Origin of the sequence: Streptomyces sp. A012304 (assembly GCF_026008495.1) — a bacterium.
In the GTDB taxonomy this organism is placed as follows: Bacteria; Actinomycetota; Actinomycetes; order Streptomycetales; family Streptomycetaceae; genus Streptomyces.
The window spans coordinates 47814-74249 of sequence record NZ_BQUN01000040.1; the positions used below are offsets into that span (position 1 = coordinate 47814).

Annotated in this window: 23 protein-coding genes; 4 read left to right on the plus strand and 19 right to left on the minus strand. The window is 73.5% G+C overall.

From position 1 onward, the window contains the following. The first annotated feature begins 5 nt into the window (after positions 1 to 5). A complete protein-coding gene (locus ALMP_RS10165; RefSeq protein ID WP_264926040.1) occupies positions 6 to 416 on the plus strand; it encodes a thioesterase family protein in 411 nt (136 codons plus the stop codon). Further along, positions 413 to 1099, plus strand: a complete 687-nt coding sequence (locus ALMP_RS10170; RefSeq protein ID WP_264926042.1) for a hypothetical protein — start codon at positions 413 to 415, stop codon at positions 1097 to 1099. Before ALMP_RS10165 ends, ALMP_RS10170 begins: the two co-directional genes overlap by 4 nt. A gap of 75 nt (positions 1100 to 1174) precedes the next feature. Here ALMP_RS10170 and ALMP_RS10175 read toward each other — a convergent pair whose 3' ends face one another. Beyond that, positions 1175 to 1588 carry a globin gene (locus ALMP_RS10175; protein ID WP_264926043.1) on the minus strand — a complete coding sequence of 138 codons (414 nt, stop codon included), beginning with the start codon at positions 1586 to 1588 and terminating at the stop codon, positions 1175 to 1177. A gap of 110 nt (positions 1589 to 1698) precedes the next feature. On the opposite strand from ALMP_RS10175, the gene ALMP_RS10180 reads away from it, so the two are divergent. Continuing rightward, positions 1699 to 2700, plus strand: coding sequence for a methyltransferase domain-containing protein (locus tag ALMP_RS10180; protein ID WP_264926045.1), 1002 nt, complete (start codon positions 1699 to 1701; stop codon positions 2698 to 2700). Between the two features lie 14 nt (positions 2701 to 2714). Here the strand turns inward: ALMP_RS10180 and ALMP_RS10185 are convergent, their stop codons facing one another. From ALMP_RS10185 to ALMP_RS10250, 14 genes are all read right to left on the minus strand, one after another. Next, complete coding sequence (locus tag ALMP_RS10185; RefSeq protein WP_264926047.1) at positions 2715 to 4466, minus strand: FHA domain-containing protein; 1752 nt, start codon at positions 4464 to 4466, stop codon at positions 2715 to 2717. Positions 4467 to 4545: 79 nt separating this feature from the next. Further along, positions 4546 to 5892 carry a VWA domain-containing protein gene (locus tag ALMP_RS10190; RefSeq protein WP_264926049.1) on the minus strand — a complete coding sequence of 449 codons (1347 nt, stop codon included), beginning with the start codon at positions 5890 to 5892 and terminating at the stop codon, positions 4546 to 4548. A gap of 100 nt (positions 5893 to 5992) precedes the next feature. Beyond that, positions 5993 to 7426: a PP2C family serine/threonine-protein phosphatase gene (locus ALMP_RS10195; protein ID WP_264926051.1), complete on the minus strand. Its 1434-nt coding sequence runs from the start codon at positions 7424 to 7426 to the stop codon at positions 5993 to 5995. A 3-nt stretch (positions 7427 to 7429) separates the two neighbouring features. Next, positions 7430 to 9934, minus strand: coding sequence for a serine/threonine-protein kinase (locus tag ALMP_RS10200; RefSeq protein WP_264926055.1), 2505 nt, complete (start codon positions 9932 to 9934; stop codon positions 7430 to 7432). Next, complete coding sequence (locus ALMP_RS10205) at positions 9931 to 11256, minus strand: hypothetical protein (RefSeq protein WP_264926057.1); 1326 nt, start codon at positions 11254 to 11256, stop codon at positions 9931 to 9933. The genes ALMP_RS10200 and ALMP_RS10205 overlap by 4 nt, the downstream gene beginning before the upstream one ends. Before the next feature lie 60 nt (positions 11257 to 11316). Then, the gene (locus tag ALMP_RS10210) at positions 11317 to 12345 is read right to left on the minus strand and encodes a glutamate ABC transporter substrate-binding protein (protein ID WP_264926059.1); all 1029 of its coding nucleotides are present in this window, start codon (positions 12343 to 12345) and stop codon (positions 11317 to 11319) included. 14 nt (positions 12346 to 12359) lie between these two features. Continuing rightward, positions 12360 to 13727, minus strand: a complete 1368-nt coding sequence (locus tag ALMP_RS10215) for a hypothetical protein (protein ID WP_264926061.1) — start codon at positions 13725 to 13727, stop codon at positions 12360 to 12362. A 164-nt stretch (positions 13728 to 13891) separates the two neighbouring features. Next, a complete protein-coding gene (locus tag ALMP_RS10220) occupies positions 13892 to 14863 on the minus strand; it encodes an N-acetylglucosamine kinase (protein ID WP_264926063.1) in 972 nt (323 codons plus the stop codon). Continuing rightward, entirely contained in the window at positions 14854 to 16119 is a 1266-nt protein-coding gene (locus ALMP_RS10225; RefSeq protein ID WP_264926065.1) for a 6-phospho-beta-glucosidase, read from the minus strand. The genes ALMP_RS10220 and ALMP_RS10225 overlap by 10 nt, the downstream gene beginning before the upstream one ends. 7 nt (positions 16120 to 16126) lie before the next feature. Further along, on the minus strand, positions 16127 to 17023 hold the full coding sequence (locus tag ALMP_RS10230; RefSeq protein ID WP_264926067.1) for a carbohydrate ABC transporter permease: 897 nt from the start codon (positions 17021 to 17023) through the stop codon (positions 16127 to 16129). Continuing rightward, the gene (locus ALMP_RS10235; protein ID WP_264926068.1) at positions 17020 to 17964 is read right to left on the minus strand and encodes a carbohydrate ABC transporter permease; all 945 of its coding nucleotides are present in this window, start codon (positions 17962 to 17964) and stop codon (positions 17020 to 17022) included. The genes ALMP_RS10230 and ALMP_RS10235 overlap by 4 nt, the downstream gene beginning before the upstream one ends. After that, positions 17961 to 19310: an ABC transporter substrate-binding protein gene (locus ALMP_RS10240; RefSeq protein WP_264926069.1), complete on the minus strand. Its 1350-nt coding sequence runs from the start codon at positions 19308 to 19310 to the stop codon at positions 17961 to 17963. The genes ALMP_RS10235 and ALMP_RS10240 overlap by 4 nt, the downstream gene beginning before the upstream one ends. A 58-nt stretch (positions 19311 to 19368) precedes the next feature. Beyond that, a complete protein-coding gene (locus ALMP_RS10245; protein WP_264926071.1) occupies positions 19369 to 20580 on the minus strand; it encodes an ROK family transcriptional regulator in 1212 nt (403 codons plus the stop codon). 251 nt (positions 20581 to 20831) lie between these two features. After that, positions 20832 to 21938 (minus strand): mechanosensitive ion channel family protein, encoded by a 1107-nt coding sequence (locus ALMP_RS10250; protein WP_264926073.1) that lies wholly within the window; start codon positions 21936 to 21938, stop codon positions 20832 to 20834. 332 nt (positions 21939 to 22270) lie between these two features. On the opposite strand from ALMP_RS10250, the gene ALMP_RS10255 reads away from it, so the two are divergent. Continuing rightward, positions 22271 to 22807: an HNH endonuclease gene (locus ALMP_RS10255; RefSeq protein WP_264926075.1), complete on the plus strand. Its 537-nt coding sequence runs from the start codon at positions 22271 to 22273 to the stop codon at positions 22805 to 22807. 169 nt (positions 22808 to 22976) lie between these two features. Here ALMP_RS10255 and ALMP_RS10260 read toward each other — a convergent pair whose 3' ends face one another. From ALMP_RS10260 to ALMP_RS10275, 4 genes are all read right to left on the minus strand, one after another. Further along, complete coding sequence (locus ALMP_RS10260) at positions 22977 to 23579, minus strand: hypothetical protein (RefSeq protein ID WP_264926077.1); 603 nt, start codon at positions 23577 to 23579, stop codon at positions 22977 to 22979. After that, on the minus strand, positions 23576 to 24907 hold the full coding sequence (locus ALMP_RS10265) for a hypothetical protein (RefSeq protein ID WP_264926079.1): 1332 nt from the start codon (positions 24905 to 24907) through the stop codon (positions 23576 to 23578). The genes ALMP_RS10260 and ALMP_RS10265 overlap by 4 nt, the downstream gene beginning before the upstream one ends. Further along, the gene (locus ALMP_RS10270; RefSeq protein WP_264926081.1) at positions 24904 to 25671 is read right to left on the minus strand and encodes an ABC transporter ATP-binding protein; all 768 of its coding nucleotides are present in this window, start codon (positions 25669 to 25671) and stop codon (positions 24904 to 24906) included. Before ALMP_RS10270 ends, ALMP_RS10265 begins: the two co-directional genes overlap by 4 nt. A gap of 17 nt (positions 25672 to 25688) precedes the next feature. Next, on the minus strand, positions 25689 to 26436 hold a 748-nt coding region (locus ALMP_RS10275; protein WP_264926083.1), incomplete at its 5' end, for a zf-HC2 domain-containing protein.

Below are 26436 nucleotides of genomic sequence, written 5' to 3' on the forward strand. Positions count from 1 at the left end.
CGATCTTGCGGCACATCTACCGCTGCCCGCTGCGCTGGGCGGACATGGACGCGTACGGCCACGTCAACAACGTGGTCTTCCTCCGCTACCTGGAGGAGGCGCGGATCAACTTCCTGTTCCGTCCGGAGAAGGACTTCAAGCAGGGGTCCGTGGTGGCGCGCCATGAGATCGACTACAAGCGGCAGCTCGTCCACCGGCACACGCCCGTGGACATCGAGCTGTGGGTCACGGAGATACGGGCCGCCTCCTTCACCATCGCCTACGAGGTGAAGGACGGCGACCAGGTCTACGTCCGGGCGTCGACGGTGATAGTGCCGTTCGACTTCGAGGCGCAGCGGCCGCGGCGCCTCACCGGCGAGGAGCGGGCGTTCCTGGAGGAGTACGGGGACGACGACAAGGAGGCCGTCGCCGCATGACGGTGCTCCACCTCGCCGACGAGGGGGAGGCGGCGGACCTCGTGGCCTTCCTCGCTCGGCTGCTCCACTACGACCGTGGAGCGGCGGTCCGGTTGCAGGCGGCCGGCACCGCGCTGGCCGTCTTCGGACGGCCGCCGTCCTTCGAGGTCCTGGCGATCCGCGCCGTACGCCTCGCCAAGCCGTACGAGGAGGGGCTCGACGCCCTGCTGGACGTCACCGTGTCCGCGGGCGAGCTGCTGGAGGGCGTGGACGAGACGGCGGCGACGGCCGTCGTGCCCGCCGCGGTCACCGGGCCGCCGTGGGCGGGCGTGCTGCCGCCGCGCGGCGGCTGGCGACCGGAGGCCGGCCTGCCCGCACCGGACGCGCTGAGCGCGCTGGTCGGCGCGGCGGTCGCGGAATTCCGCCGCCGTACGGAGGAGCTGGCGCCCGAGGGCCGTACCCGGGCGGAACTCGACCGGATCGGGCGCGAGATCTGGTCCCGGACCGTCGGCACCACCGGACTGCCCGTCCGGGCCGTGCACGCGGCCCAGTCCCTGGGCTTCCTGCGGCCGGCCGCGGACGCGCCCCGGCAACAGGCGGCCGGACTGTTCTCCTCCGGGGCCTGGCTGCGGCTGCGCACCCCCTACGGCTCGATCGCCGTACGACGGGCCGGGCTCGGGGGGCTGGACCTCAGCGTGCGCTGAGCGCCCGGCCCCGACGCTCCCGACCGGCGGTGTTCGGTTCGTGGTGTTCGGTCCGCAGCAGTCGGTCCGCGGTGGTCAGTCCGCGGTGTTCACCATCGACGCCGCCGCGTACGTCAGGTAGTCCCACAGCGTCCGCTCGTGCTCCTCGGACAGGCCCAGCTCGTCGACCGCGTCCCGCATGTGCCTCAGCCAGGCGTCGTGCGCCTCACGGTTCACGGTGAACGGGGCGTGCCGCATCCGCAGCCGGGGATGGCCGCGGTTGTCGCTGTACGTCGTCGGACCGCCCCAGTACTGCATCAGGAACAGCACCAGCCGCTCCTCCGCCGGGCCGAGGTCCTCCTCGGGGTACATGGGCCGCAGGATCGGGTCCTCGGCGACTCCCTCGTAGAAACGGTGGACCAGCCGACGGAAGGTCTCCTCCCCGCCGACCTGCTCGTAGAAGGTCTGCGTCTGAAGCGTGCCGCGCCGAATCTCTTTCACGCCCCCCATGGTCTCAGACGCCAGGACCGAGGTCCCAGGACTTAGGACCCCCGACACCGGATCCCCGCCACCGCGCGAGGCCGCTCGCTTCCCGCGGTCCCGCGCCGCACAGTGGACGCATGGATCCCCACGCGCTCGACAAGGAACTGGAGGAGCTCGCCGCCGCGGAGCGGGCGGCTCTGGTGCGCGAGATCGAGGAGAGCGGTGCCTTCGCCGCCGATCCGGGGTGGAAGGAGGCGTTCGCCAACGTCCCGCGCCATCTCTTCGTGCCGTACTACTACGTCGCCGGCCCGCACGGCTACGAGCGGCGCTGGGGCGAGAGCCCCGACCCGCGCGTCCGTGAGCTCTGGGTGCGCGGCGCGTACGAGGACGCTCCGCTGGCCACCCGGCTGCGCGACGGCGAACTGCTCTCCTCCAGCAGCCAGCCCTCACTGATGGCCCTGATGCTGGCCGAGCTGCGGGTGGAGGAGGACAGCCGGGTGCTGGAGATCGGCGCCGGCACGGGCTACAACGCGGCGCTGCTGGCGTACCGGCTGGGGGACGAGCGGGTCACCACCGTCGACCTGGACCCGGAGATCACCGAGTCCGCCCGCCGGCATCTCGCCGACGCCGGCTACCACCCCGCCGTCGTCACGGGGGACGGGGCGCGCGGGGTGCCCGAGCGCGCGCCCTTCGACCGGATCCTCGCGACCTGCCGGCTGCCGTCGGTCCCGCCCGCCTGGCTCGCTCAGTGCCGTCCGGGCGGCCGGGTTCTGACCCCGCTGGCCACCGGCCTGGTGGCGCTCACGGTCCGGGACGCCGGGCACGCCGAGGGGCACTTCCTGCACACCCCGGCCTTCTTCGTGCCGCTGCGCGGGTCCGACCGGCCCGCGCCGGAGCCGGTGGCACTGGGCGGCGTACCGCAGCGGGCCAGAGGGAGCGACCGGTTCCAGTTCCTGCTGGCCCTGACCCGGGCGAGCCTCGACCCGCAGGAGGCCCACGCCCTGTGGGAGCGCGAGGGCAGGCCCGGGCGGGAGCGGTACGGCGTCACGGTCGTCGGCGAGCAGGCGTGGGCGTGGCTGGACGAACCGGAGGGGCCGTACACCTGGCCCCTGCCGGGATCGTCCGGCCACTCGCCCTGACGCGTCGGGCCCCGTCAGCCCCGGCGGATGGTGATCGTCGTCCACGCGCCGACGTGGACCCGGTCGCCGTCCTGCAGCGGTACGGGCACGAAGGGCTGGATCGGCTCGTCCGAGCCGTTGACCGTCGTGCCGTTCGTCGAGTTCTGGTCGACGACCGCCCAGCTGCCGTCCGGCTGCTGCACCAGCACCGCGTGCTGGTGCGAGACGCCCGGGTCCTCCGGCGGCACCGACAGGTCGATGTCGGGGGTCTCGCCGGTGGAGTGGCGACGGCGGCCGATGGTGATCTGGTTCCCGGTCAGCGTGCGCTGCTGCTCCGGTGAGTACGCGGGCAGGTTCAGGCCCGCGGCCTCGGGGCCGGAGCGATGCATCATCGCCATGAAGTACTCGCGGTCCGGGCCTATCGTCGCCGTCCAGGTCGCCGGCTGCTGCGGGAACGCCGGGCCGGGCGGGGGCGGCGCCTGCGTGGCACCGGGCTGCGGGTAGCCGTAGCCGCCGCCCTGCGCGCCACCGGGGCCACCGGGGCCCCCATGACCGCCGGGGCCCCCGTGACCGCCGGGGCCACCGTGACCGCCGGGCGCGCCAGGACCGCCCGGGGCGTGGTGCGACGGCGGGGAGATCACCCAGTCGTCGTCACCCCCGCCGAAGGCCGGGCCGGAGCGGCCGGGGGGACCACCGGGCTGCGGACGGCCGGTCTCCTGCGGGAAGCCGGGAGGGGCCGGGGGAGCGGACGGCTGGAAGGCCTGCGGAGCACCAGGACCGCCGTGACCACCGGGACCACCGGGGCCGGCGTGGCCGCCGGGACCACCAGGACCGCCGTGACCACCAGGACCGCCGGGGCCGGCGTGACCGCCGGGACCACCCGGTCCTCCCGGGCCGCCGTGCGGGCCGGGAGGCGGCGGGACCGGCCGTGAGGGGTCGCCACCGAACCCGGGCGGGCCCGAAGGACCGCCGGGACCACCCGGACCGCCATGACCACCGGGTCCGGGCGGCGCGGGCGGGCCGGGAGGACGGCCGCCGGGCCCCGACGGCTCACGCCCGAAGGGGTCGCCGGGCGCCCCCGACGGCTCACGACGGAAGGGGTCCCCGAACGCGCCCGCGCCGGGACCACCACCAGGGCCACCAGGGCCACCGGGCCCACCGGGCACGCCACCAGGACCACCGGGACCCCCGGGACGACCGGGAGCACCAGGGCCGCCGGGGCCACCCGGACCGCCGGGACCACCCGGTCGCGACGGATCCCCGCCGAACGGCGGCCCGGGCGGACCCGGCGGAATGGGCTCGGCGGGACGATTCACCTGGGACGGACGGCTGCTCTGGTACTCGAAGGAGTCACCGCCGCCGAACGACGGGGGCGGCGGCTGGAACCGCCCACCCGGACCCGCTCCCGGCCCACCGGGCCCGCCAGGCCCACCGGAGCCCGGCCCCTGCCCCGGCGCCGGCGGGCGCGGTGCGGCCGGCGTGTACGAGGTCGCCGTGTTCGTCAGGAAGTTCCACCGGCACTCCTCGCAGAACGGCGCGCCGCCCTCCCGGGGCGTACGGCACTGCGGGCACAGCTCCGGCTCGGCGTTCGGTACCGCCGACAGGTGACGGCCGTCGGGACGGCCGCCGGGGCCGGGCGGGGGAGGCGGGAACCCGTACCCGCCCCCGCCGGCCGTGGGCGGCGGCGGGGGAGGGGGCGGCGGCGGTACGGCACCGGCCATGCGGTGACCGCAGACCTCGCACCAGTCGTCGGAACCCGACTGGTGTCCGTTCGGGCAGGTCGGCATGTCGGCGCGTCCCCCTTTCCTTCCGTGTCCCACTAGGGTCCTTGCCTGACCCACGGGGGTCCTTGCGTGGCCTACCAGGTCACTTCTTTACACGAACTGTCTTTGTGGACCGGGTCTCGAGGGTCATTTCGTCGGCCTCGGCGACCTTCGCCTTCAGTCGCACAGTACCTGTCGTGGCATCGACCACGTCCACCACCTTCGCAAGCAGTTTCGCAGTATCGGCGTTGCCGGAGGCGCTGGCCAGTTGGACGGCCCGACCGAGTTTGGCCGTCGCTCCGTCCATATCGCCCACTTTGCGGAGGTCCAGCCCCTGCTGGATCACCTGGGCCAGCTCCGCCTGTCCCGTGTAGTGCGCGACCTGCGGGTTGATCGAGGTCGAGGCGGCCATGTCGTCGGTCCACACGGCCCGCACCAGGCCCTGCGCGCCCAGGTTCCGCACGCTCCCGTCGGACTGCGGGATCACCAGGGAGACGCGGGCCGCCAGCATCTCCTGGCCCACGCTCGCGGCCGGGACCTCGACGCACACGTGGTAGTCGCGGGACTCGTCGCCCCAGGAACCGGTGGGGTAGTCGCCGGAGCGCGGGCCGGACTCGGTGCGCCGGCCGGTCAACTCCTCCACCGTGGGGGCGACTTGCTTCACGAACTTGATGGTGGTGCCGACCGGGGTCCAGAGTCTGAGGGCGACGTCCGCGACCTCCTTGCCCATGGCCGTTTCCATCATCTGCGTGAAGTCGGCGGCGAGCCCGGCCGGGTCGGCGACGATGTCGGCGGTGCCGAGCAGGGCGGAGGCGATCCCTGTGACTTCTTTCACTTCCCAGTCGGTGCCCACGCCACGGGCGTCGCAGGTGAAGCGGCCCGCGCAGGAGTCCAGGGCGGCCTTCAAGTCCTGTGGCGACTCGTGCTCGTTGCGGCCGTCGGTGAGCAGGATGCCGTGCCGGATGGCGACGTCGGCGGTGGACAGCAGCCGGTCGGCCAGCCGCAGCCAGGTGCCGATCGCCGTGCCGCCGCCCGCGCTGAGCCGGCGCAGGGCCTCCTTGGCCTGGGCGCGGGTGGTGGCGTCGGCGACCGCGAGGCGCCCGCCGCCCGGGTAGACCTCCTTGGCCACGTGCGTGCCGCCGATCACCGCGAAGTGCACACCGTCGCGCAGGGTGTCGACGGCGGCGGCCGTGGCGTCCCGGGCGTTGCGCATCTTCGTCGGCGGGTAGTCCATCGAGCCGGAGCAGTCGACCATGATCGCCACGGCCGCGGAGGGGCCCTGCCCCGGCGAGTACACGTGCGGCGCCGCGACGGCGCTGCCGATGGTGCCGCCTCCGGTGGCGGTGACCGTCACGATCGCGTTGACCTCTCGGCCGCCTTCCGGCAGGTACTCGTTCTGGTAGACGTCCACCGAGAACTGCGGCACGTTCGACTTCGAGAAATTGGCCATGCCTACTCAGATCCCCCTACGGAACCCACCGGGCGGTGGGTGCTGACAGTGGCCGGACCGGTCCCCTCCGGTCCGGTGAGGTGTCCCCGCTCTGTACGCCTCAGGCCGATCCTGCCCCCTGCGCGGGGGCCGGGAACGGCAGGACGGCCACTGTTACGTTGTCGTGCCCGCCGCCGTCCAGGGCGTGCCCGACGAGGACCCGGGCGCCGTGCAGCGGGCGTACGGCGGCGTCCAGGGGGACCGCCTCGGCCATCTCCTCGGCGGCCTCCGCGTAGTTCCACAGGCCGTCGGTGCACACCACGACCGCGCCCGGCCGGTCCGGCTTGAACGCGGCGGTGTGCGGATCCAGTTCGTAGGCGTCGGCGCCGAGCCAGCCGGTGATCGCGTGGGCGCGTTCGTCGGCGTAGGCCTCCGCCTCGTTCATCAGGCCGGCGGCGACCATCTGCGCGGCCCAGGAGTCGTCCTCGGTGAGCCGGGCCGGGGGTGAACCGCGGTCCGCCGGCACCCAGTAGACGCGGCTGTCGCCGACCCAGCCGACCACCAGCAGGCCGGCGGTGACGACCGCGCCGACCAGGGTGCAGGCGGGCGCGTTCTGGTGCGGGGCCTGCTCGAGGGCGGTGGCCGGTTCCTCGGCGAGCGCGTTGACCGCGTGCGAGGCGGCGATGATCGCGTCGTGCATGGCCTGTTGCGGATGGACGCCCTGGGGCAGGGCGGTCAGCAGCGACTCGCTGGCCGCCCGGGACGCGGCGAGCGAGGCGTCGTCGGGGCGGGTCGCGGAGGACACGCCGTCGCAGACGATCGCCACCAGCGCGGGGGAGCCGTCGGGCAGCGTGGTGTGACCGATGCCGAACGCGTCCTCGTTGCGGTGGTGGCGCAGGCCGCGGTCGCTGACGGCGGCCACCGGGCCCGACTCGCGCTCCATGTGGTCGCGTTCACGCGGCTGGGCGTGCCCGCAGTTCTCGCAGTAGCCGTCGTCGTCGACCCGCCCGGCACGGCAGGCCACACACACCTTGCCGGTCTCGACGACCGCCGCGGCCTCGGCGGCCAGCCGGGGGTCGGGCGCCTGCAAGGGGTACTCCTCGGGCTCCGCCGGCCGGTCGAACCGCACCCCGGCGGCACCGTCCGCCGACGCGACGGGCGGCGGCGCGACGGGCGGCGGGGGGACCGGGGCGGCGGGCGGCGCCGGGCTGCCGGGCGGCACCGGGCCGGTCGGCGGTACGGGCGGCACGGAACCGGCCGCGGGCACCTGGGGCGCGGCGGACGGCGGCAGCGGAACGCCGGGCGGCGGCACGGCCCCCGGCGGCGGGGCGACCCCGGGCGGCAGCGGCACGCCCGGAGGCATCGGCTGCCCGCCCTGCGGGGGCACACCGCCTCCCGGCGCCCGGTTCATCGTCAGGGTCGGCAGGTCGTCCGGGCGCGGCGGCACGGCGGACAGGTCGTAGCCGCACGCGCCGCAGAAACGGTCGGCCGCCTCCAGCGGCTCCGCGCAGCTCGGACAGGTCGGCAGGGCGGCCTGCCGGGGCATCTGGGACATCAACTACACCCACGTCCGGGGGCGGTAACGATTGGCACGTTCCACCAGGTCGATCCTCTCCTCACCGCCGGTCGCCAGCCGGGCCAGCGTGCGGTACGAACGCTCCAGGCCGAAGCGGAGCCCCCGCTCGTCCAGGTCGCTGCCGAGCAGCACCCGGCGGCCGTCGGGCCCGGCGCGCCCGCCACCGGAGAGTATCCAGTCCAGGGCCGAGCCGAGGACCTCCGCGGACAGCTGCTCGCGCCGCGTGGGATCCAGCCCGTACGCCTCCAGCGCCTCGACCTGTGCCGCGGCGGCGGTCAGGTCCTCCAGGAAGGGTACGTCGGCGGCGGCCGCCGTCCGCTGCCGCAGCCGGGCGCGGACGGCCGCGACCCGGGCGGCCGTGTAGTGGATGGAGGACTCCGGCACCGACTCCAGCGTCCGTACGGCACTTCCGCGGTCGCCGGCCGCGAGCTGTACGCGGGCCAGGCCGAACGCGGCGCTCACATAGCTCGGGTCGGTCGACCACACCAGCCGGTAGTACTCGGCGGCGTTGTCCAGCTGCCCGAGCACCTCCGCGCACAGGCCGAGCGCGAGCTTGGGCGTGGGCTCGCCCGGGAAGGCGTCGTAGATCGCGTCGAAGGCGAGCGCGGAGCCCTCGTGGTCACCGGTGACCAGGCAGGCCAGGCCCCGGTACCACACCACCCGCCAGTCGTCGGGCCGTTCGTCCTCCAGCGCCGACAGCGACGTCAGCGCGGCCGTGGAGTCGCCGTTCTCCAGGCGGGCGCGGACCTGCCGCAGCCGGGTCTCCACCGAGGGCGACGGCGCGGCCGTGAGGGCCGTGATCAGCTCGGCGGGCGCGGAGGCCAGCAGACCGGCGAGGAAACCGGCGTTGGGGTCGGCCGGGTCGACGTGCGGGACGGGCAGCGCCAGGGCGGCGGCAGAGGCGTCGACGGGCTTGACGAGCCCACCGGGCAGCGCGGGCGGAGCACCGGCCCCGGCGGCGGCCGCCCGGCCGGTCACCGCGCGCGCCCCCAGCCGCGACACCTCCCCGTCGAGCTTCGGGAACAGCTCCGTGTCCGTGACCTTCACCTCCGGCCCGAACAGCGTCGACAGCGACGGGCGGGGCCGTCCGGTCTGCACCGAGACGACCTCGCGCAGCACGCCCGTCAGCTGCTCCGCCATCTCCTGCGCGGAGGCGAACCGGCGGGCCGGGTCGGGGTCGGTGGCGCGGACCAGCAGCCGGTAGAAGGACTCGTACTGGCGGAAGACCTCGATGGAGTCCGGGTCGGGCAGCGAGTCGGCGTAGACGGTCGTGTAGCCCTGGAAGTCGAACGTCAGCACCGCCAGCGTCCGACCCACCGTGTACAGGTCGGAGGCGACCGACGGGCCGACCTCGGCGACCTCCGGCGCCTGGTAGCCGACGGTGCCGTAGATGGCCGACTCGTCGTCGTCCAGCCTGCGCACCGCGCCCATGTCGATCAGCTTCAGCTGGTCCTCGGTCTGGATCGCGTTGTCGACCTTGAAGTCGCAGTACAGCAGGTTGCGGCTGTGCAGATGACCGAGCGCCTCCAGGGCCTCGATGCCGTACGCGCAGGCCTGTTCCACCGGCAGCGGGTCCCGCTTGCCCTGCGGTGTGCGGCGGGCGTTGGCGATCTCCTTGAGGGACTTGCCGCCGACGTACTCCATGACGATGTAACCGTCGAGGGAGCCGGTGCGCTGGTCGAGGTGTTCGACGAAGTTGTAGATCCGCACGATGTTGGCGTGCTCGATCTCGGCGAGGAACCGCCGCTCGGAGATCGCCGCCGCCATCGCATCCTGGTCGCCGGTGTCCAGCAGGCCCTTCAGCACCACCCACCGGTCCGACACCGCCCGGTCCACCGCCAGGTAGATCCAGCCGAGCCCGCCGTGCGCCAGGCAGCCCACGACCTCGTACTGGCCGTGCACCACGTCGCCGGCCTTCAGCTTCGGGACGAAGGAGTAGGGGTGGCCGCACTTGGTGCAGAAACCCTCCGTACGGCCCGGCTGCTCACCGCGCGAACGGCCCACCGGAGCACCGCAGTCGGAGCGCGAGCAGTACCGCTTGCGCTCGGGCACCTCCGGGTTCTCCAGCACCATCGCGCGCGGGTCGGGGCGCGGCACCTGCGGCACCGACACCAGCCCGACGCCGAGCCGGACGCGCCCGGAGGAGCCGGCCGTGGAACCGGAGCTGCGCACCGACACCGAGCGGCCCGTCGACTTGCCCGACAGCGACCGCGAGAGCCGCCCGGACACCGAGCGGCGCGACTTCGACGAGTGCGACGACGTACGGGAACTGCGCGCGCTCGCGCGGGAACTGGCGCTGCCCGCCGAGCCCCTGCCGCCGGTCACCCCGGTGGGCGGCGAGCCGACCAGTCCTCCCCCGGAGGAGGGACCCCCGGCCGAGACGACCGGGGCCAGGCCGCAGGTGTCGCAGTACAGCTCGCCGCCGCCCACGTCCTCGTACGACCCGTCACAACCCGGCCGCTGGCACGTCTGTCCTGCCTGACTCATGACCCGTACTCCCCCCTGTGGTCCTGAGGACCGCCCTGCTCGGGCACGCGCGGCGCGGCGAGCAGCTCGGCGGCCGCCTGCTGGTAGCGCAGGACGGCCTGTTCGGCGACGCGCAGGTCGCAGGGCGCGCTCCACAGCATGCGGCGCGCGGCGTCGTACCGCTCGATGAGGAACGGGTCCTCCGCCAGCCCGTGCCGGGCGACCTTCGCCTTGTACGCGTCGAGCCGGCCGCGCAGCTCCGCGCGGACCGCGAGCGGCGCGGTGACCGCGGTCAACGACTCGCGGGCGCGCAGCAGTTCGTCCTCCGCCTTCTGCTCCAGGGACTCCAGCAGCGGCGACAGACGGTGCCACTGGGCCTGTCTGCGGTACTCGGCGGCCGTCGCCAGCTGCTCCTGGAGCGCGGTCGGCGGGCCGCTGACCACCGGCACCTCCGTGGCGGCGATCTTCGCGAGGACCTCACCGCGCGCGGTACGCGCCTCGGCGAGCGTGCGGTCCGCCCGCGACAGCACGTCCCGCAGCCTCACCAGCCGCTGCTCCGCGTCCTGCCGGACGGTCAGCACCGCGTCGATCTCCCGCCGTACGTCCTCCAGGGCGCGTGCCTCGCGGTCGTAGACGTTGGTGTCCGGGCGGCCGCCGCCCGGGGCGGAACTGCCCTGCGCGGGCACCCAGAACGCCAGCGGGTCGGAGATCACCTGCTCGCGCAGCCGGGTCAGCGTGCGCGTGATGCGCTCCAGGTCGTCGCCGGCCGGGTGCTCGCCCGGGCGGACCCCCACCGAGTGCGCGAGCTGCCGGGTGCGCTGGAGCTCCGCGGCCAGCAGATCGATCCGGGCGGGCAGCGCCGACCACACCGCGTCGGCGGCGACGACCATGTCCAGCGAGGACGCGTACAGCTCGTTCATCCGGTCGACGAGGGCGGTCAGCGAGAAGCTCTCGCTGAGTCTGCCCGCGCCGTGCGCCGTGGGCGCCGCCGCCAGGGCCGCGCCGGCCACGGTGACGGACTCGCCGCGCAGCAGCTCCGTCAGCTCCACCAGGTCCTCGCGGCTGGACCAGCGGTGGCGCGAGCGGATCTCACGGGCGCCGCGCAACGCGTCCGTGTACGCGTCGAAGTACGCCCACAGCAGCGTGATCGACGCCTCCGCGGCCGTCCAGCGTTCCTTGGTGACGCCGGTGAGCTCGGCCCCTTCGAGGAGTCTGCGGCCCGCGTGGTCCTGGAGGGCCAGCAGCGAGGTCTCGATCGCCTCGTGCTCCTGGCCGAGCCGCGCCAGCGCACGGTCCACCTCGTCCCGGTCCATTACCGGCCCGGGGGGTCCCGTGACGCCCATCGATCACCTCTCGCTGCTGTGTCGGTCTCTCGCTCGGTCCGCCGCCTGTCCGTCGGTCCGTCAACTTGTGCGCAGGTACTGCGGCGCCGGCGGCCTCGACGTCGTCGCGTTCACCCCCAGTGTCGCCGACAGCCACTTGTCGTACGACGCCTGCCAGCCGCCGGCCCGGTACTCCACCAGGATCTGGTTGACCCGGCGCACCAGATCGTCGGCGTCCTTCTTCATCGCCACTCCGTAGTACTCGGCAGTGAACGGGGCGCCCTTGAGCTCGACCGTGGGGTCCTGGGCGGCCTGGCTGGCCGCCAGCGCGCCGTCGGTGACCACCGCGTCGACCTCGCCGAGCTGCAACCGCACCAGGCAGTCGAGCTGGTTGGGGACGGTGGTGCCCAGGTCGGTGTCGGCGGGCAGCTTGCCGGTCTTGCGGTCCTCGGTCAGCTGGGTGTTGGCGGTGGAGCCGGCCGCCGTGCAGATCTTCTTCTTCGCCAGCGTGGCGTCGTACCCGGTGATCGTGGAGGACTTGGGGGCGAGGACCTGCTGGCCGGTCCTGAAGTACGGCGCGGAGAACGCGACGTCCTTGATGCGGTCGCAGGTGATCGTCATGGTGCGCACCACCATGTCGACGCGGCCCTCCTGGATCGCCGGGATGCGCTGGTTGGTCGGGATGGCCTTGAACTGCACCGCGTCCGGGTCGCCGAGGATGTCCTGGGCGATACGGCGGACCAGGTCGATGTCGAAGCCCTCCAGCTCGGCCCCGGTGTTGTTGGGGTTGCGGTAGCCCCAGCGGTAGCTGTTCTGGTCGACGCCCACGATCAGCTTGCGCTTCTCGCCCTGCCGGGCCTTGATCGCGGCGATCGTCGGGCCGTCCGCGGACGACGGCGCCAGGGTCTGCTTCTCCGGCGCCCGGCACGCCGGGTCGGCCGCCCGGCGGCCCTCGGCGACGCCCGGCCCGCCGACACCGGTGCTGCCGTCACCCCGCGACTGGGTCCACGGCAGCAGCAGCGCGAAGGCCAGCGCGACGGCGCAGACGACCGCCATCGCACCGACGCCGCCCCAGCCCCTCAGACCGGCCCGCACCCGTCGCGCACGCATCGTCACGCCCCCTTTCACCGGTACTCCGACAGCCTGCGGCCGATGCCGAGGACCGCGCCGGCCGCGCCCAGGACGGCGAGGACGGCCGCGCCGAGCGACAGCCCGGTCATCGCGTCCAGCCCGTCGCCGGCCGCCCGCCTGAACTCGTTCTGCTCGTGCGTCAGCGCGCTCGCCAGGTTGGCGTCGACGCTGTCGAAGCACTCGCCCGTCGCGCCCTTGCCGCCGATCACCAGGGACAGCGCCTGCTCGTAGTTGCCGTTGTCGTCCTGCGCGCGGGCGGCGGTGTGCCGCTTCCGCCACTCCGCCATGTTGCCCTCGGCCCGCGCGACCGGCTTCTCGCCGGCCTGGTCGTCGGCGAGCTTCGCCGCGACCGCGAGGCCCTTGCCGAGGGTCGCCATGTCGGTGGTGAACTCGTGGTCGTACTTGTCGACCGTCAGCTCCTGCCCGTCGGCGTTCACCTTCACCGTCTCGGCGCCGCGCGCCACCAGGGTCAGGTTCTCGTTGCCGCGGGCCTTCAGGGAGGCGATGCGGGCGTCGTGCAGGACGTTCAGCGAGCGCACGCCGTGGTCGTAGGAGTCGTTCAGCCCCGCGCGGGCCACGCTGTGACCGACGACCAGCCACAGCAGCACCACCGTGGCCGCGGCCGTGGCGGCCACCAGACCGTGGTTCAGCACCCGGTTCGTACGGCGGTAGTTGCGGTGCTGCGCCCAGGCGAGCGCGGCCAGCGCGAGGACGCCGAGCGCGATCGCCGCCCACGGGTAGGGCGTGGCGTCCGCGTAGTCGTCCTGGAGGCGCTGGTTCTCCTTCTTGTAGAGGTCCTCCGCCGCCGGGAGCATCTCGTCCTGCATCTTCTGGTTCGCGTACCGCAGATAGGCGCCGCCGACCGGGAAGCCCTGCCGGTTGTAGGTGCGGGCGCGTTCCACCAGGCCCTTGTACTCCGGCAGCAGCTTGTTCAGCTTGGTGATGGCGGCCGTCGAGGGGGAGTCGGGGTCGGCGTTGTTCGCGGCGAGGACGAGTTTGGCGGCGGCCGTGTCGATGTCGTCCTCGTAGCGCTTGCGCGACTCGGCCGTCTCCTGCCCTCCGGCGAGGAAGCCGCTGGAGGCGGCGGTGTTGGCGTCGGCGAGCGAACGGTAGATGTCGGCCGCGGCCGTGCTCAGCGGCTGGCTCTTGTGCAGGACGTCGTCGGCGGCGGCCGCCCGGTCGGACGTCTGCCAGGCGGTGACGGCGCCGAACGCCACGACGAGGAGGGCGAGGACGGCGCCGATGATCCGCAGCCTTCCCGGCTCCGTCGTCGCGGCGGCCCGCACCTGGTCGACGCCCTCGGCGAAGGCCGTGCGGCGCGTGGGCGGTGGCGCGGTGCTGCCGGGTACCGGATGTGCCACTACTTCTGACCTCCCCCATGGTCATGTGTCACCGCAAGTATTGCTGGCGGGAGTGACATTCCGCACCGGGCTTCACTGGATCTTGATCAGATCGCAGTTCGCCCGCTGGTGAATACGCGGTGGGTGTGTGTTCGGTTCCACGGCGGGCGGGGGCCCGGACGCGGTCACCCGGTGAAGAACTCCCGTGTCCGCTCCCGCGCCGTCGCGTCCGCCCCCACCCGGTCCAGTCCCAGCAACGCCGCCCCCAGCACCGGCCGTTCCCGGACCACCCGGGCCCGTGCCTTCGGCGCCCGGTCCGCCAGCAGCTCCCGTACGCCGTCGTCGAGCCGGGGGTGGCCGGCGGTCAGGACGCCGCCGCCCAGGAGGACCGGGGTCTCCTCCGCCAGCAGGTCCAGGCGGGTCAGGGCGACCACGGCCATCGTCACGACCTCCTCGGCCAGGCGGTCGACGACGGCCCCGGCGACCGCGTCGCCGGCGGTCGCCGTGGTGAACAGGACGGGCGTCAGTTCATGGCGGCGGGCAGGGGGGACGTCTTCCAGGTGCAGTGCCTCGATGAGGGCGTACATGGAGGGCAGCCCGAAGTGGGCCGGGAGGGTGCGGGCCAGGGCGGTCGGGACGCCACGGCCGTCCTCCGCGCGGGCCGCGTGCCACAGGGCCTCCTCGGCCAGGCCCCAGCCGCCGCCCCAGTCGCCGGAGATACGGCCGAGCGCGGGGAAGCGGGCGGTGCGCCCGTCGGGGCGCATGCCGACGCAGTTGATGCCGGCGCCGCAGACGACGGCGACGCCGCGGGGTTCGGTGACCCCGGCCCGCAGGATCGCGAAGGTGTCGTTGCGGACCTCCACCGTCGTGCCCCACGCGCGCGCGTGCACCTCCGCCGCCAGCTTTTCCTCCTCCACGGGGAGGTCGGCGTTGGCGAGGCAGGCCGAGACGTGCGTGGCCTCGCGGGCGCCGGCGGCGGCCAGAGCGCGGGACACCGTCTCGGCGAGGGTGTCCATGGCCGCCGTGACGCCGACCGTGGGCGGGCGGAAGCCGCCGCCGCGGGCCGTGGCGAGGACCTCCCCGTCGGCCGCCACGACCGCCACGTCAGTTTTGCTGTTGCCCGCGTCGATGGCGAGGACGCTTGCCGTCAGGCCCACGCGAGGTGCTCCCGGTTGTGTGCGATCAGCTGGTCGGTCAGGGTGTCGGCGCAGGCGTACTGGCCGACGAGGGGATGGGCGAGGAGGGCACGGAAGACGTGGTCGCGGCCGCCGTGCAGCGCCGCCCGCAGGGCCAGGTCCTCATAGGCGGTGACGTTGGCCATCAGGCCCGCGAACAGCGCGTCCGGGGGCGGTACGGGCAGCGGGGAGGGGCCCTTCGGGCCGACCGCGGCCTGCACCTCGATCACCGCGTCGTCGGGGAGGAAGGGAAACGTCCCGCTGTTGCGGGTGTTGACCACCTGGTAGGGGCTTCCCGAGCCGGTCAGCAGCGCGGCCGTCAGGTCCACGGCCGCCTCCGAGTAGTAGGCGCCGCCGCGCTTGGCGAGCAGTTCCGGCTTCTCGTCCAGGGCGGGATCGCCGTACATCTCCAGCAGCCGCCGTTCCATCGCGGCGACCTCGGCCGCCCGTGACGGCTTGGTGCGCAGTTCCCCTACGACCTCGTCGTGCGCGTAGTAGTAGCGCAGGTAGTACGACGGGACCACGGCCAGTCGGTCCAGCAGGGGGCGGGGCAGGTGGAGGTCGGCGGCGAGGGTGTCGGCGTGGTCGGACAGCAGCCGCGGCAGGACGTCCTCGCCCTCGGGGCCGCCCAGGCGCACCCCGGTCTCCCAGGTGAGGTGGTTGAGGCCGACGTGGTCGAGGTGGACGTCGGCGGGGGAGACGTCCAGCAGCCCGGCGAACCTGCGCTGGAAGCCGATCGCCACGTTGCACAGCCCGACCGCCCGGTGGCCGGCCTGGAGCAACGCGCGCGTGACGATGCCGACGGGGTTGGTGAAGTCGACGATCCAGGCGCGGGGGTTGCGGCGGCGGACGCGTTCGGCGATGTCCAGGACCACCGGGACCGTCCGCAGCGCCTTGGCCAGACCGCCCGCGCCGGTGGTCTCCTGGCCGACGCAGCCGCACTCCAGCGGCCACGTCTCGTCCTGTTCGCGGGCCGCCTGGCCGCCGACACGGAGCTGGATCAGGACCGCGTCGGCGCCGTCCACGGCGGCGTCCAGGTCGCCGGTCGTGACGATCCGGCCGGGGTGGCCCTGCCGGGCGAAGATACGGCGGGCCAGGCCGCCGACCCGTTCCAGACGGTCGGCCGCCGGGTCGACGAGGACCAGTTCCTCCAGGGGCAGGTTTCCTCTCAGTCGCGCGAAGCCGTCGACGAGTTCGGGCGTGTAGGTCGAGCCTCCGCCGACCACGGTGAGTTTCATGTGAGGTTCAACCCTTCACTCCGGTCAGGGTGACGCCCTCGACGAACGCCTTCTGCGCGAAGAAGAACACGAGGATCACGGGGGCCATGACCAGCACGGTCGCCGCCATGGTGAGGTTCCAGTCGGTGTGGTGCGCGCCCTTGAAGGACTCCAGGCCGTAACTGAGGGTCCACGCGCCCGGGTTGTCCGACGCGTAGATCTGCGGGCCGAAGTAGTCGTTCCAGGCGTAGAAGAACTGGAAGAGGGCGACGGCGGCGATGCCGGGCTTCGCCATCGGCAGGACCACGCGCAGCAGTGTGCGCAGTTCGCCGCAGCCGTCCACCCTCGCCGCGTCCACGTACTCGTTCGGAACGGTGGTGAGGAACTGCCGCAGCAGGAAGATCGAGAAGGCGTCGCCGAACGCCATCGGGACGATCAGCGGCCACAGCGTGCCCGACAGGTCCAGTTGCCTCGCCCAGAACAGGTACATCGGGATGACGACGACCTGCGGCGGCAGCATCATCATCGAGATCACCAGCATGAGCGCCGCATTGCGGCCCCGGAAGCGGAACTTGGCGAGCGCGTACGCCACCGGGACCGACGACACGACCGTCAAGGCGGTGCCCAGGCCGGCGTAGAGCAGGGTGTTCCGCCACCAGGTGAGGAAGCCGGGGGTGTCGAAGACCTGGCGGTAGTTGTCCCATTCCCAGGTGTCCGGGACCAGGTCCCGGCTGAGGGCCTGGCTGTCGCTCATCAACGAGGTCAGGAACACGAAGACGAAGGGGAGCGTGAAGAACAGGGCGGCGGCCAGGCCGAGGGAGTGGACCGCGATCCACTCCAGCAGGGCCCTGCGGCGGGCCGTGCGCTCGGCGGGCGAGGCGGCGGGTGCCGCTGGCGCGGTGGGCCGGTCGAGGAGCTGGGTCATCGGTCACCTGCCTGGACGAGTCCGCCCCGGCGCCGCATCAGCAACGCGGTGAACGCCATGGACAGGGCGAACAGCACCAGCGCCACCACACAGGCCGAGCCGTAGTCGAAGCGCTGGAAGCCGAGGTTGTAGACGAGCTGGGGGAGGGTGAGCGTCGAACGCTCCGGGTAGCCGGGCTCGAACTGGGTGCCCGCGCCCTGGATGACACCGGAGGCGACCTTCCCGGCGACGAGCGGCTGCGTGTAGTACTGCATCGTCTGGATCACGCCCGTGACGACGGCGAACATCACGATGGGCGAGATGTTCGGCAGGGTCACGTAACGGAACCGCTGCCACGCCGAGGTCCCGTCCAGCTCGGCCGCCTCGTACTGCTCCTTCGGTACGTCGAGCAGCGCCGCCATGAAGATCACCATGAGGTCGCCGACGCCCCAGAGGGCCAGCAGGGTCAGCGCCGGCTTGGACCAGCCGGGGTCGTTGAACCAGCCGGGCGCGGGGAGGCCGATGCCTTCGAGGAGCGAGTCGACGGGGCCGGTGCCGGGGTTGAGGAGGAAGGCGAAGGCCATCGTCGCGGCGACCGGCGGGGCGAGATAGGGAAGGTAGAAGAGGGTGCGGAAGACGCCGGTACCCGTTTTGACCTTTGTGATGAGCAGCCCGACGCCGAGTCCGAAGGCGACCCGCAGGGTCACCATGACGACGACCAGCCAGAGGGTGTTGCGCAGGGCGGGCCAGAAGTAGGGGTAGTGCGCGAAGACGTACGTCCAGTTCTTCGTCCCGGTCCACGTCGGCGGCCGGAAGCCGTCGTAGTGCATGAACGAGAAGTAGACGGTGGAGATCAGCGGGTAGGCGAAGAAGACCGCGAAGCCGATCAGCCAGGGCGAGAGGAAGGCGGTGGTGCGAAGCGCCGCCCGGCGGCGCTTCGCCCGCAGGGTGCGCGTGGTCACGGCTGCTTCGCCTGCGCGATGTCCGTGTCGATCTGCGCGGCCGTCCTGCGCAGGCCGGCCTTGAGGTCCTTGACCTTGCCGCTCTCGTAGTCGTAGCCGAACTGCTGGATCGTGGCGAGGTAGACGCCGCCGTTGACGGTCGCGGGGGCGGTCGTGGAGTGCGGGTTCGCCGCGATCTCCAGGAAGGTCTTGAAGCGCGGGTCGTACGTCAGCTTCGGGGACTTCAGCGCGGCCAGCGTGGAGGGCACGTTGTGGATGGCGTTGGAGAAGTTCACGACCGCGTCGGTGTCGGTGGTCATGTACTTCACCAGTTCCCAGGCCGCGTTCCGCTTGGTGCTGGTGGCGGCGATGCCCGCGATGGTGCCGGTGATGTAGCCCTTGCCGTACTGGTCGGCCTGGTCGTCGGGGACGGGCAGCGGGGCGACGCCGATCTCGAAGCCCGGCTTCGCGTCCAGGGCCATGCCCAGGCGCCACTCGCCGTCGAGCTGCATGGCGACCTGGCCGGTGTGGAAGGGGTGCTTGGGGCCCCACTCGTCGCCGAGCCCGGCCCGGTACTTCTCCAGCTTCCGGTAGCCGCCCAGCGCGTCCACCAGCTTCTTCTGCTGCGTGAAGCCGGCCTCGACGGCCGGGTCGGTGGCGATGGTCGACCTGCCGTCCTGGTCGAAGTAGGTCGGGGAGAACTGGCCGAGGTAGTGCTCGGTGGTGGTCTCCCAGCCGTGGTAGTTCGGCATGAAGCCGAGCTGCTCGTAGGTGTCGCCCTGGGTGATCGTCAGCTTCTTGGCGACGGTCTCGAACTCGGACCAGGTCTTCGGCGGGGCGGTGATGCCCGCCTTCTCGAACGCGGTCTTGTTGTAGTAGAGGCCGTAGGCGTCGCCCAGCAGCGGCACCGCGCAGCGGTCGCCCTCGAACTGGGTGTACTCGTTCATGGCCTTCGGGAAGGTCTTCCGCGGGTCGATGCCGGACTTCTGGAAGAAGGGGTTCAGGTCGACCAGGGCGCCGGACGAGCAGAACGTGCCGACGCTGTTGGTGGTGAACGACGAGACGACGTCGGGCGCCTTGGAGCCGCCCGCGCGCAGCGCCTGGTTGATCTTGTCGTCGGTCATGTTGCCGACGACGTTCACCCGGATGTTCGGATGCGCCTTCTCGAAGCCTGCGACCAGGTCCTTGACGGCCCGCACCTCGGCGGGCGCGCTCCAGGCGTGCCAGAAGGTGAGGGTGGTCTCCTCGGACGCGTCGTCCTCCGCCGTCGAGGCGGACCCACCGGTACAGGCGGTGGCGAGCAGCGCCGTGGACACAGTCAGGGCGAAAGCCGCCTTTCGGACGACTTCGGGTATGCGTGAGGGCATGACGGGGCCTCCCATGGCGGGGCGGTGGGGTGAGGGAAGAGGGGGGTGGGTCTACGGGTCAGCGCGAGGTGTCGAAGACCTCGTCGCGGGTGGCCGCCAGCGCGCTCTCCAGCGCGCCGCGCAGCACGGGCCGTTCGGTGACGTCGCCGACGACCAGCCGGGGCCGGGAGGCGGCCAGCTCGGCCAGCTCCGCCTCGACGAGGGCGCGCAGCACCTCGCCGCCGGCGGTCAGCGAGGCGCCGCTGAGGACGACGAGTTCGGGGTCGAGTACGGAGACGAGCGAGGCGAGACCGGTGGCGAGCCGGGTCGCGTAGGTCTGCAACAGCAGCCGGTTGAGCACGGTGTCCTCGGCGACGGCCCGCCGCACGAGCGTGGCGGCGGCCTCCGCGTACGGCTCCGAGGGGACGTTCGCCATGCCCAGTTCGCGGGCCAGCTGGGGGATCGCCTGGGAGCCGGCCAGCTCCTGGTAGCCGCCACTGTTGGCTTTGGTGACCTGCCGCACGAGCGGCGCGCCCGGAACGGGAAGGAAACCCACCTCTCCGGCGCCGCCGGTCCAGCCGCGGTGCAGCCGGCCGCCGAGGACGAGGGCCGCGCCGAGGCCGGCCTCGTTCCACAGCAGCACGAAGTCCTCGTGCCCGCGCGCCGCGCCGAGCCGCTGTTCGGCGACGGCGACGAGATTGACGTCGTTCTCGTACTCCACCGGCATCGGCAGGGCGGCGGCGAGCTCGTCCAGCAGCGTGGGGGAGTGCCAGCCGGGCAGATGGGAGGCGTAGCGCAGACGGCCGGTGGTGGGGTCGAAGGCGCCCGGGGTGGCGACGACCAGCCGCCGCACGTCGTCCCGGGCCAGTCCCGCCGCCTTCACCGCGCCGTCCAGCGCCTCGGTGACCTGCCGTACGACGGCCTCGGTGCCCCGGCGGCCGGGGGTGGGCACCTCGTGCGTGCCCACCGTGCGGCCCGTGATGTCGGCGACGGCGGCGAGGACGCGTTCGGGGGTGACGTCCAGGCCGGCCGCGTAGGCGGAGGCAGGGTTGACCTCGTACAGCTGGGCGTTGGGGCCGGGCCGGCCCTCGGTGGTGCCGCTCGCCAGCACCAGGCCCGCCGCCTCCAGGCGGGCCAGCAGCTGGGAGGCGGTCGGCTTGGACAGGCCGGTGAGCTTGCCGATCCGGGTGCGGGACAGGGGGCCGTGCGCCAGCAGGAGGTCGAGCGCGGCGCGGTCGTTCATGGCGCGCAGGACGCGCGGGGTTCCCGGCGTACCGGCGGTTCCTGCCATGGGTCGACACCTGCCTTTCGGAACTGCCCAGCTTGGCAGTGATCTCGGCGGGAAGTCCATCCGGGATCACTGCGCGGAATCACCGTCAGGGCCACCGCGAGGAACACTGTTAGGAAAGTTTCCTATTGGATGCCGAGGAAGGTAGGGCCGTGGTGAGGGAGGAGTCAAGGGGAGCGGGCGTGAAAACGGGGAGCGGACACGAAAAAGGCGGCGCCCGGGGATTCCCGGGCGCCGCCTTCCGCTGCGGAGCGCTACTTGATCGTGCTCGGCGGGGTCAGCGGGGAGGCCGCCGCCGACTGCGGGGACCCCGTGTTCGAGTACACCGACGGGGCCGCGACACCGGCCGTCGGGTCCGCGTCCGCCGGCTCCCCCTCGGGGGCCGTCGGCCCGCCGACGATCCGGATGTCGGCCGCGTCGAAGGCGCGCTTGATCCGCCAGCGCAGCTCGCGCTCCACCGCCAGGGACTTGCCGGGCATCGTCTTCGCGGAGACACGCACGACCATCGAGTCCAGCAGCACGCTGTCCAGGCCGAGCACCTCGATCGGGCTCCACAGGAGCTCGTTCCAGGGCTCCTCCTTGCTCATCTTGTCGGCGACCTCGGCGAGGGTGGACCTGACCTTGTCCAGGTCCTCGCTGTACCGGACCGTCACATCGACGCCGGCCGTCGCCCAGCCCTGGGACAGGTTCCCGATCCGCTTGACCTCGCCATTGCGGACGTACCAGATCTCGCCGTTGTCACCGCGCAGCTTCGTCACGCGCAGGCCGACCTCGATGACCTCGCCGGTGGCGACACCCGCGTCGATCTGGTCGCCGACGCCGTACTGGTCCTCCAGGATCATGAACACGCCGGAGAGGAAGTCGGTGACCAGGTTGCGGGCGCCGAAACCGATCGCCACGCCCGCCACACCGGCCGAGGCCAGCAGCGGGGCGAGGTTGATCTGGAACGTGGCGAGGATCATCAGCGCGGCCGTGCCGAGGATCAGGAAGCTCGCCACCGAGCGCAGCACCGAGCCGATCGCCTGCGAGCGCTGGCGCCGCCGCTCCACGTTGACCAGCAGACCGCCCAGCGCGGTGCCGTCCACGGACTGGACGGTGCGGTTCATGCGCTCGATGAGCTTGGTGATCGCCCGCCGCACCATCACTCTCAGCACCGCCGCGATGACCAGGATCAGCAGGACCCTCAGCCCGATCGCGAGCCAGGTCGACCAGTTCTCCTCGACCCAGCCGGCGGCGTTCGTCGCGCTCTCCTGGGCGTCCTGGAGCGTCGGGACCGTCACGGTCGGCGACTCCGAGGGAGACGGCGACGGCGACGGGGACGGCGACGAACCGGCGGCCAGTAGGACGGCGGACAGGGACACGGCAGGTACCTCCAGGTGCGGCACTGCTCCGGCCGGCGCGGCGGTCGGGGGCGACCGATTCCAAGGTCACGAAAAGGTCACCGGACGGGCAGGACCACCACACTAACGGGGCATTGTGTGTGGTTCGGCGAGATACGTGAAGGAGGCACCGAGGAGAGACCGGCCTCACCTGTGCTTGAACCGGTTGTCAACCTGGGGATGGTTCCGATGTGGTCGAAAACACTCCCAGCCCGTTACCGGGAGATGGTGGCGCGTCCACCAGGCCAGAGGGGAAACTGACTGCAGATCGTCCCGGCGCGAGCCACGCGCCGCCGACGCCCAAGGAGGCATCCGTGCCGCATGTCCTGGTCCTCAACGCGTCGTACGAGCCGCTCGGCGTCGTACCGCTCCGCCGCGCGCTCGTCCTCGTCCTGGAGAACAAGGCCGTCTCCCTGGAAGAGTCCGGCGCCTTCCTGCACAGCGCGACCGTCACAGTCCCCGCACCCAGCGTGGTCCGGCTCAAGCGATTCGTCCGGGTTCCCTATCGGGGGCCCGTTCCTCTGACCCGCCGGGCGCTGTTCGCCCGCGACGGGGGCCGGTGCATGTACTGCGGTGGCGTCGCAACCAGCGTCGACCACGTCATCCCGCGCAGCCGCGGGGGCAAGCACGTCTGGGACAACGTGGTGGCGTCCTGCCGCCGCTGCAACCATGTGAAGGCCGACCGCCACCTCGGCGAGATCGGCTGGCGGCTGCGCCACAAACCCGCCCCGCCCACCGGCCTGGCCTGGCGCATCATCGGGACCGGCCATAGGGACCCGCGCTGGCTGCCGTACTTGCAGCCGTACGGCGCGGACGACGCCTTGGCCCGGATCGACGGCATCTCCGCCTGACGGTCCGGGCTTCTTCATGCCCCGTGGCACGGCACCGACCTGAGCCACGGGGCCCGTCGTCACGGGTCAGCGCCGGGGTTCTTCGGGCCGTGCCCCTCGTACCGCGTTCAGGGCCCATGGCCGGCCGTGCGCGCCCACGCGCCGGCACACTGGCCGTGCCCTGCGCGGGTCAGCGCCGGGGTTCTTCGGGCCGTGCCCCGTGTGCCGTGTACAGGGCCGTGCCCAGGGCGAACACCGCGCCCGCCACCAGCCACGCCCCCGTCGCGTGACCCGGCTGCGCCGGCCACGCCCACACCGTCACCGCCCGCCCGCGCACCCCGTCCGAGGCGGCGCACACCGCGCAGCCGTACGCGAACGCCGGCAACCAGCTCAGCCGTGCCCCCAGCGTCACGGCGGCGACCGCCGTGACGCCGGCCCAGCCCAGCGTGTTGCGGACCATCGCCGCCGGCCCGAAGCCCGTCGGGTCACCGAGGACGGCGAGCGACAGCAGCGCCGCCGCGACCGCGGTCGGGGCCAGCAGCTGGGCCAGCCGCCACGGCCACCACCGCCGTACCGCCGTACGGTCCAGCTCCTCCGACGGGCTGTGCAGACTCCCGCCGATCACCGCGGCGGCCAGCAGCGGCGCCAGGACGACCACCGGCACCCTGCGCGACGGGTCCGGGGAAACGCCCAGCCGGTCCATCGCCCACCACGCCAGGACGACGGTCCCGGCGAGCGCGGCCAGCACGCCCGGCAGGGCACGCGAACGGGCGTGGAGCAGCACCCCGGTCACAGGGCCGGCACCTTCCCCGGCTCGCAGTCGCCCACCGTCGCGAAGTACGCCGACAGCCAGGCCCGCCGCTCCCGCTCGTCCATCGACGCCAGCCGGGCGTGGGCCGCCCGCCGCTCCGCCAGCGCGGCACGCTCGGCCTCGTCCCCCGCGGCGTCCAGCTCGTCCAACTCCTCCTGCGAGGGGTTCGGCGCGAGGTACCGCGTCACGGCGTCGTCCGCCGCGTGCACCCGCGCGGGAAGCCGCCCGCAGTCCCCCCGGCCCTGCAAGGCCCGCACCGCCTCCCAGGCGTACTGCTCCGGGTCGGTCAGCCTGCCCCGCACCACCGACCAGCCGATCGGCGTCAGCATCGGCAGCTGCGCCTCGTCACGGCCCGGCTCGCCCGGCCGGTCCGCGAACCGCACCGGCAGGTTCCCCACCCCCTCCAGACGGTCGGTGACCCCGGCGAGGGCGGCCGTGACCTGCGGCAGCAGATGGCCGTAGCGGGCGTTCACACAGATCTGGGGCACGGTCGAGGTGTCGCACACCTGGCCGCGCTCCGCCGGGTTCGGCTGCCACAGCCCGCTCCCGGTGTGCACCAGCAGCGCGCCCGCCGCCGACGCCGCCGCCAGCGGCAGCACGGCCAGATACCGGCGCCGGGCCGCGTAGGCCAGCACCGCCGCCGACGTCAGCCCCACCGTCCACCCGGCCATCGCCACCGGCTGCCACGCCACCGGGACCAGGCCCTCCCCGACCGGCAGCACCGGGTTCAGATGGCGGCCGGGGCCCACGTTCGCCCGGTCCGGCAGGCCCAGCGCGAGATACCCGCCCAGCGCAAGCAGCGGTGCCGTGAGCCGCCAGGCGACCAGCCGCCCCACGACCTGGCCGGCCACCGCCGCGGACGCCACGACCAGCGCGTCCGTCGGCAGCAGATGCGGATACGGCCGGTCGCTCCCGGCGTACGGCCAGGTCGCCAGCAGCGCACCGGCCGCGGCGAGCAGATACCCGGCCGCCACCCACAGCGCGAGCGGCAGCGCCGCCGCCAGGAACCGGGCCAGCGGCCCGCGCACGGCCGTCCCCCACAGCTCCTGGGTGCCCCGCCGCCGCTCCCGCCCGCCGTGCCAGCAGCCCGCGGCTGCCGCGAGCGGCACGACGACCAGCAGCACGCCGTGCAGCTCGGTACGGGTCTCGGCCCAGCCGCCCTGCCAGCGGTCCGCCACGGCCGCCAGCGGCACCGCCGTGGTGAGGAAGACGGCGGCTCCGGCCCAGGGGGCGAGACCGCGGGTGGCCTCCGGGCGCAGGGGATGGGCGGGCGTGCGCCGCGGGGTCTCGCGTTCCGTCACCAGGGTCATCGGGTCGGCTCCAGAGAGGTGCGGTGGGTGCGCAGGGCCGCGGTGTAACCGCGTTCGATCGGGTTGTCGCCCACCCCGTCCGAGCCCTCGCCGAGGGTGCTGAGGGAGGCCGGGGTGCCGCGGTAGGCGACCCGGCCCGCGTCCAGGACGGTGACCTCCGTGCAGGCGGCGGCCACGTCCTCCACCAGGTGTGTGGAGACGACGACCGTGGCGCGTGCGCCCAGCTCACGCAGCAGTTCGCGGAACTCCACGCGCTGCTCCGGGTCGAGGCCGGCGGTCGGCTCGTCGAGCAGCAGGACGTCCGGGTCGTTGACGATGGCCTGCGCGATGCCGAGCCGGCGCACCATGCCACCGGAGAGCGTCCGCACCTTCGAGTCGACGCGGTCGCCGAGGCCGACCCGCGCCACGGCCCGCTCGACGGCGGCCGGGGCGTCCGCGGCCGGCATCTCCTTCAGCCAGGCCATGTAGGCGACGAACTCCCGGACCGTGAACCCCGGGTAGTAGCCGAACTCCTGGGGCAGATAGCCCAGCCGACGGCGGACCGTGCCGCGCCGCCCGGGCTCGCCGACGTCCTCGCCGAGGATCTCCACCCGGCCGTCGTCCGGCTGGGCGACGGTGGCCAGGACGCGGATCAGCGAGGTCTTGCCGGCGCCGTTCGGACCGAGCAGCCCGTGCACGCCCCGGCCGAGCGTGAGATCCACCCCGTCGAGGGCGACCGTCCTGCGGTGCCGGACGCGCAGACCGGTCACTCGTATCGTGCTCAAGGAAACTCCCGTGGGTGTCACCGCTGCTCCAGCCGGTCGTAGGCGGTGCGGCGGGCCGCCAGCAGGGCGGCGCAGAGAACGGCCCCGGCCGCCCAGGCGCCCTGGGCGAGGGGGCCGTCGAGGCAGGCGGAGAGCCGGTCGGTCAGATGGGCGAGCGAGGCGTCGGGCCCGGTCGGCGCGGGGACCAGGACGGCGGCGCACCAGCCTCCGCCGGTCAGGGCGGTGGCGGCGCGGCTGCCGACCCAACCGGCCAGGGCCAGCGAGGCCAGCGTCAGCGCCAGCCCCGGCAGCAGCCAGGCGGCGGCGCCCGGCGCGCCGGCGGCGGGCAGCAGCAGCCCGGCCAGGGTGAGCAGGGGCAGGCTGACCGCCAGGACGGCGGCCGTGCGCGTCAGCAGCAGCCGCAGTCCGCCGCCGCGGGGCGTGGACGCCGCGATCTCGTGCAGGGGGTCGGCGTGCGGCCCGTAGGACAGGGCAACGCCGACGACGGGCACGACCGGCGCGAGCGCCAGCAGCAGCGGGCGGGCCGTGCCGGACCCGGCGCCGTACGCCAGCGCCACCGCGCCCAGCGCGACGGCCAGCACGGCCACCGACCAGGCCCCGCGCACGGCGGGCCCGGCGGCCCACAGGGCACGGACGAGACGGGAGTACGGGGAGGACGGGGAGGACGGGGAGGACGGCGCGGGGGAGCGGGCCGCCCGCGCGAGCCACACCTTCCACGCCCCCGCCGCCGGCACGTCGGAGAGTCCCGCCGCCCGCGTTGCGGAT

Bases quoted from the DNA above. Each gene is read 5' to 3' on its own strand.
- ALMP_RS10245 (WP_264926071.1), bottom strand. From the start codon at position 20,580: ATGGCAGGAACCGCCGGTACGCCGGGAACCCCGCGCGTCCTGCGCGCC.
- ALMP_RS10265 (WP_264926079.1), bottom strand. From the start codon at position 24,907: ATGACCCTGGTGACGGAACGCGAGACCCCGCGGCGCACGCCCGCCCAT.
- ALMP_RS10170 (WP_264926042.1), top strand. From the start codon at position 413: ATGACGGTGCTCCACCTCGCCGACGAGGGGGAGGCGGCGGACCTCGTG.
- ALMP_RS10185 (WP_264926047.1), bottom strand. From the start codon at position 4,466: ATGCCGACCTGCCCGAACGGACACCAGTCGGGTTCCGACGACTGGTGC.
- ALMP_RS10210 (WP_264926059.1), bottom strand. From the start codon at position 12,345: ATGCGTGCGCGACGGGTGCGGGCCGGTCTGAGGGGCTGGGGCGGCGTC.
- ALMP_RS10175 (WP_264926043.1), bottom strand. From the start codon at position 1,588: ATGGGGGGCGTGAAAGAGATTCGGCGCGGCACGCTTCAGACGCAGACC.
- ALMP_RS10240 (WP_264926069.1), bottom strand. From the start codon at position 19,310: ATGCCCTCACGCATACCCGAAGTCGTCCGAAAGGCGGCTTTCGCCCTG.
- ALMP_RS10225 (WP_264926065.1), bottom strand. From the start codon at position 16,119: ATGAAACTCACCGTGGTCGGCGGAGGCTCGACCTACACGCCCGAACTC.
- ALMP_RS10195 (WP_264926051.1), bottom strand. From the start codon at position 7,426: ATGTCCCAGATGCCCCGGCAGGCCGCCCTGCCGACCTGTCCGAGCTGC.
- ALMP_RS10205 (WP_264926057.1), bottom strand. From the start codon at position 11,256: ATGGGCGTCACGGGACCCCCCGGGCCGGTAATGGACCGGGACGAGGTG.
- ALMP_RS10230 (WP_264926067.1), bottom strand. From the start codon at position 17,023: ATGACCCAGCTCCTCGACCGGCCCACCGCGCCAGCGGCACCCGCCGCC.
- ALMP_RS10180 (WP_264926045.1), top strand. From the start codon at position 1,699: ATGGATCCCCACGCGCTCGACAAGGAACTGGAGGAGCTCGCCGCCGCG.
- ALMP_RS10190 (WP_264926049.1), bottom strand. From the start codon at position 5,892: ATGGCCAATTTCTCGAAGTCGAACGTGCCGCAGTTCTCGGTGGACGTC.
- ALMP_RS10200 (WP_264926055.1), bottom strand. From the start codon at position 9,934: ATGAGTCAGGCAGGACAGACGTGCCAGCGGCCGGGTTGTGACGGGTCG.